The organism is Edaphobacter aggregans DSM 19364 (assembly GCF_000745965.1).
GTDB lineage: Bacteria > Acidobacteriota > Terriglobia > Terriglobales > Acidobacteriaceae > Edaphobacter > Edaphobacter aggregans.
In genome coordinates this window covers 1-5365 of the sequence record NZ_JQKI01000235.1, presented here as the reverse complement: position 1 = coordinate 5365, position 5365 = coordinate 1, and the positions used below count along the sequence as shown (strand labels likewise).

Annotated in this window: 4 protein-coding genes; 1 reads left to right on the top strand and 3 read right to left on the bottom strand. The window is 53.1% G+C overall.

The window, feature by feature from the left end; translation table 11 throughout:
* Window positions 1-224 precede the first annotated feature (224 nt).
* Window positions 225-536, top strand: a complete 312-nt coding sequence (locus tag Q363_RS47230; RefSeq protein WP_084080930.1) for a DUF2490 domain-containing protein — start codon at window positions 225-227, stop codon at window positions 534-536.
* 368 nt (window positions 537-904) lie between these two features.
* Here the strand turns inward: Q363_RS47230 and Q363_RS30340 are convergent, their stop codons facing one another.
* The 3 genes from Q363_RS30340 to Q363_RS47225 form a co-directional block, all read right to left on the bottom strand.
* Window positions 905-1699: an outer membrane beta-barrel protein gene (locus Q363_RS30340; protein WP_084080929.1), complete on the bottom strand. Its 795-nt coding sequence runs from the start codon at window positions 1697-1699 to the stop codon at window positions 905-907.
* Between the two features lie 395 nt (window positions 1700-2094).
* Entirely contained in the window at window positions 2095-4131 is a 2037-nt protein-coding gene (glgX, locus tag Q363_RS30335) for a glycogen debranching protein GlgX (protein ID WP_035358193.1), read from the bottom strand.
* Window positions 4132-4812: 681 nt separating this feature from the next.
* Entirely contained in the window at window positions 4813-5178 is a 366-nt protein-coding gene (locus tag Q363_RS47225) for a tyrosine-type recombinase/integrase (RefSeq protein ID WP_425387814.1), read from the bottom strand.
* Between the last annotated feature and the right edge of the window lie 187 nt (window positions 5179-5365).

The window sequence follows — 5365 nt, the reverse complement described above, 5'->3', positions numbered from 1 at the left end:
CGGCCGCCTTCAACAGGATGGCGCCGCCATCGGAACTGCCCTGCCGCTGATCGAACTGCACCACGACCGGCTTGGAGAAAATCTCAGGGAATAACAAACACTCTGTCGTGCTATTGTCTGACACGCATAGGCCTCTTTGGCTTATTTAAACACTGTCTTGACAACATGTCCGGAGCTTTCGCTTCTTCAACCTTCAAGAATTATTCGGGCTAGTCAGCGGCGTATTGCTGTCAGATCGAAATCGCGCTGATCTGAGATTTATCGGCGGCGACTTCGACTGGCGATATCGCAATCGATTAACGGCAGAACGAACCTTCTCAATACTTTCCCATCACTTCACTCCCTATCTCCGTGCGGAAGCCTATTACGACAGCAACGCGGAGAAATGGAGCAGGACGGCAGCGAGCGTTGGCTCTACATTTCCTATTCGTAGACACTCCGAGATAGAGGCCTATTACGAGCATCAGAACGACACTAGTACCGCTCCGAACCGGCAGGTCAATGCCCTGGGGATTGTGCTCACAATGTACTTCTAGCGCGGCAAAATTTCAGCACGCTGTTACATCCATAGCCGTTGCACTCTGGGAATCGTAGCTCTCTGAGATTGCGAGAAGTGAGACCAGGAAAGCCCTCGTTAAAAGTCTTATAGTTGGCGCCGTAGGAACGGTAGAGAAGAATGCAGGATCCACTGAACTGCTTGTTCAAGCAAGTGAACTTGGGGTGAGAGTACGACAGCGATGAGCGACAAGGGATCATAGCGTGTTCAGCGAACGAGAATCAATTTATATGGCTCATTGAGCATGGGACCTAAAACTTAAGTCGCAAGATTATTTCTTAACCGCACACCAACTCCATGCGCCTGTTCTGGGGTGCGCCACATCTCTACTGCGAATCCTCCGCTTCTTCAGTAGCGAATTCCGAAAGCGACCGTTATGAACTGCGTGTTGATGTTCTTGGTCGGAGCATAGTGATAGCGCGCTTCGGTGTAAAGTCGGTAGGGAGCTTCGCCTACTCTTACAGTGAGCCCCATGCCTGCGTTCGCGCCCAATGCGGCTAAGTTGGAGTTTGCCACAGTCTGGCTGGCGGTTACAGTTCCCGACGTGCAAGTGAATCCCCACCAGAGCCAGGCCGTCGTACAAATGGTTCCCGGGCCTACTGTGATCTCTCTTGAGAGGTTGGTGTTCCGGAGATACCAGCCACCGCCGCCGATGAGATAGGTGCCGAGTAACCGGCCTCGCAGTTCGTACCGGTAATTTCCAGTGATAGTAAAAATGTCAGCGTTTCCGCTAAGATCGCTGGATTGCAAATCCGCCTGCAGCGGTCGCAGCTGTCCACTTGAGGCATAGACCCTATTCCACAGGAACTCGCCGATGACTGCCTGGCGCTGGGTGAAGTTATAGCCCACCCCGCCAACCGTACCCCAACCGGTGCCGACGACCTGTGCGGTCGAGTTGACAGGTACGTTGATAATCATTGCAAGGTTGGTGTTAATTTTACATTCGTCACCGCAGTCGTCCTGTGCCTGGAGCAGTTGAAGCGGAGACAGCGCGATCATCAGAATAATGATGTTCCTCAAATTCAGTTCGCAGGCGTACATAGGGCGTTCCAATCTGAGAAATGTACACCATTTGTGGATTGCTAGACCGAAGGAAACTGTGCGAGCATCCTTCACGCTGGGATCCCACGTCTGTCTATCCATAGCCTTCGCTCCGTGAGTTTAAAGGTTGATTGCCAGGTCGGTCGGGAACTGGGAACGGTGACAGTCGCCATTTCCGGCAGACCGTAGGAGCGTCGTTGGCGGAGCGACTGTTGCTGTGAGGCCGCGTGAACTCCGAACTCAAACTCGGCTGAGATCGCTCAGCGTGGAGTGTTTCGTCAGAACAGGATCTTGACGATCTGGGGAACAGTTACACCGCCGTTAGGGCATACCAGGTCGCAGTACGCAAAGTGACTTTGGATCGCCACATCCAATGCCCGAGGGCGAACGTCGCGAACAGAACCCCTAGTTCCACTGGGACCGAGTTGCGCAGACGCATTGCCGATTCATAGCTGAGTAAAATTTCGGCACGTCTAGCTGAAGTACGATGCGGCGCGCTACAAATTTGCCCACAGAACAACTACTGAACGAGGCCCTGTTCGATAAGTGTGACTTGGAACTGCGGGGGCAGTTTCCCAAGCAACAATGTCCTGCGGCGAATCCAAGTATGTGTCGATCCATCGGCGCCAGGAACCTCCCTGATCCAATGGAGGAATTTCAAAGTCGAGCGGCTCCCAATAAGCATTGAAGATGAAATAGACAAGCAGGTTTTCGCTTGGTACCTGCACGCTCAGTGCGATGCTGTGCGAAGAAGTATTCCAGTCCGGCTGGTTGAGTTTTACGCCGTGCCAACCCTTTATGCCTGCGTCGAGCCACTGCGCCAGGGTCATCCTCCGTTGCTCAGGGCCAACGTCTCGCATCAGCCGTCTACGAATGATCAATTGAACAAACCGGTGCACATCCGAGTGCTTATTGAGAAGGCTCCAATCTAACCATGTACTCTCGTCATCGTGGCAATAGGCATTGTTATTGCCATGCTGCGTGCGCCGGACTTCGTCGCCCATCGTGATCATGGGCAGACCCAGTGACATCAATGTGACGGTCAAGAAGTTTTTCACTTGGCGATTTCTTAGTTTTTCGATCTCGGGATCATCCGTCGCTCCCTCGATGCCGCAATTCCCGCTGCGATTGTCATCCGCGCCGTCACGGTTGCTATCATCGTTTGCTTCATTATGCTTTTGGTTGTAACTGACCAGATCATTGAGGGTAAATCCGTCATGACAGGTTATGAAGTTTATGCTCTGTTCTGCTTCGCGTCCTTTATGCCCATAAATCTCAATGCTGCCTAGGAGGCGGTCAGCGAAACACCGCACGTACCCATCGTCGCCGCGAAGAAAGCTTCGTACATCATCACGAAAACGGCCGTTCCACTCCCTCCAGCTATCTCCGACAAAACTGCCCACCTGGTATAGTCCGGCTGCATCCCATGCTTCGGCGATTATCTTTGTTCCGGCAAGGTGTGGATCCGACTCGATATCCCAAAGAACCGGAGGATTAGCCATCATATTGCCGCTGGAATCGCGAGTAAGAATGGACGCCAAGTCGAATCGGAACCCGTCCACGTGCATCACTTCAACCCAATAGCGGAGGCTGTCCACGATCATGCGACGAACGATAGGATGATTGGAATTGAGCGTGTTTCCACATCCGGTGTAGTCGGCATAGTGTGAGCGGTCCTCTTCGAGAATGTAGTACGCGCTGTTGTCGACTCCACGTAAACACAACGTCGGTCCGTTAAGATCTCCTTCGGTTGTGTGATTGAACACGACGTCGAGGATGACTTCGATTCCTGCTCGATGCAGTGCTTTGACCATGTCGCGAAATTCGTCGACCGGGCCGAGAGGATCCTGACATGAACTGTATGCCTGATGCGGCGCGAAGAACGACACCGGTTGATAGCCCCAGTAGTTGACTACACCAGGCGGGCAATCCTGGGCGTCGAACTGGAAGACAGGCAACAGTTCCACCGCCGTAATACCGAGTTCCTGAAGATAGGGGATCTTCTCGGTTAGTCCGCGATACGTTCCGCGTGTTTTGTCGCCGACGCCAGAATTGGGGTTACGCGTGAACCCTTTGACATGCATCTCGTAGACGATGGTCTGCGTCGATGGACGTCTGAGCGGCATATCGCCCTCCCAGTCGTATGCCGTCGGGTCCACGACAACGCTTTTCATTGCGGTTGCAGCGCTGTCCCCATGTCCACGTGCAGCGTCCCGGTTGTATCCTTTGGGGACCACGACTCCGCGCCCGTACGGATCGAGCAGAACTTTTTCGGGGTCGAAACGCATACCAGCGGCAGGATCAAACGGCCCATGGAATCGATACCCATAGATTTGTCCCGCGCGAATGCCGGGCACAAACACATGCCAATAGTGATAGGTGCGATTGGTAACGGGATCGATTCTGATCACATCAGTAGGCTTTGCATCGTCCTCCCGATCGAAGAAAAGAATCTCAACAGCGGTAGCTTTGCGGGAAAATACGCTGAAATTTACTCCGTCGCGCGTAACGGTGGCGCCGAGAGGAGCGGTCATTCCTCTGGTCGTAGTTGTCGAAAGAGAGCGTTTGCTATTGGCTAACGATAAATTTGAGAGCATGATCGCCTCGATGGCACTTACGCGCATCAGAGAGGACGGTGAGCGGACGCGACTGTTTTCGTGTCATGGGACTTCTCCTTGTTGCCAGGAATCTAGCCCCGTCAGAAAGGTTTCCCAAAGGAGCCACGAAAAGTCGAATAAGACTATACTCCTTCAACGCTTGTGGTGATCAGAGGGATCGATAATCAGGTCCGGATTCTGAAGGATTTCGAAATCTGCCCCATTTTTGTCAGGAACTCCTGCAGTTTCGATACGCCATCCCGACCAGTGACCTGAGATAGGCCGGCGCCGCGGAATTCGTAACCGTCGGTACTCGGCGGTGGGGCGTTCCCATCCGACCGCCATAGGCGATTTCGCCATAAACTTCGGATTGTGGGCCCAGCGTTCAGCCATCGCCGGTGTAAAGTGCTTTGGGAACACCCTCAGCAGTCCTTGGGCCGAGTAGTTCAAATTCTCGATCTTCTCGAGACCCTGTCCGCACTCCTCACTAAATTGCGCGATTCGCATGGGCGACAACGAGCGGAGACGATAGGCCATACTTCGGGAAGACAGTAGGTGCTGCCGCAACTCGTTGTCCACGGCAAGATTGTTGAGCAGAATGTCGGTTCGGGAAGATGGCTAGCGATCTGCCACTCCAGCCGATTTCCAGGCGTTTCGGACGCTTTCTTGGAGTTGTCGTTGTCGGGCTTTCACAAAAGGGGCATAGCTTTTCTCAGTGATCTTCACCGATGCATGGCCCAGAAGTAGGGAAACCTGATCAATGGGAACTCTGGCAAGCAGGTTTTCCACGGCAAATGTGTCCCGAAACATATGCGGATGACAGCGTTTAAGTGATCCATCCGGCTTTTGAATGGCAGCAATCTCGAAGAGTCGCCTGTAAGCCCGTTGCCAGTTTGCAACGGCGTTGGGATCGCCATTGCCACTCCAGAAGTAGTACCTCGGATTGGGACGAGGTCCATCCGGCATCTCTTTGAGCGCTGTCACCACGTTGGGAGGAAGCGGCACGTAATACAGGCGTCCCCGTCTTCGCCTGATACAGGAACAGGCTGTCACCGTGTAGACGGCTTTTCTCCAAAGGAGTCGAACCAAGGGTAAGTATTGATTCTACGTATCTTATTGATTCTTTGATTGGCAGAAAATCACAAAATGCCATGATTTCCGGGTCTGTTGT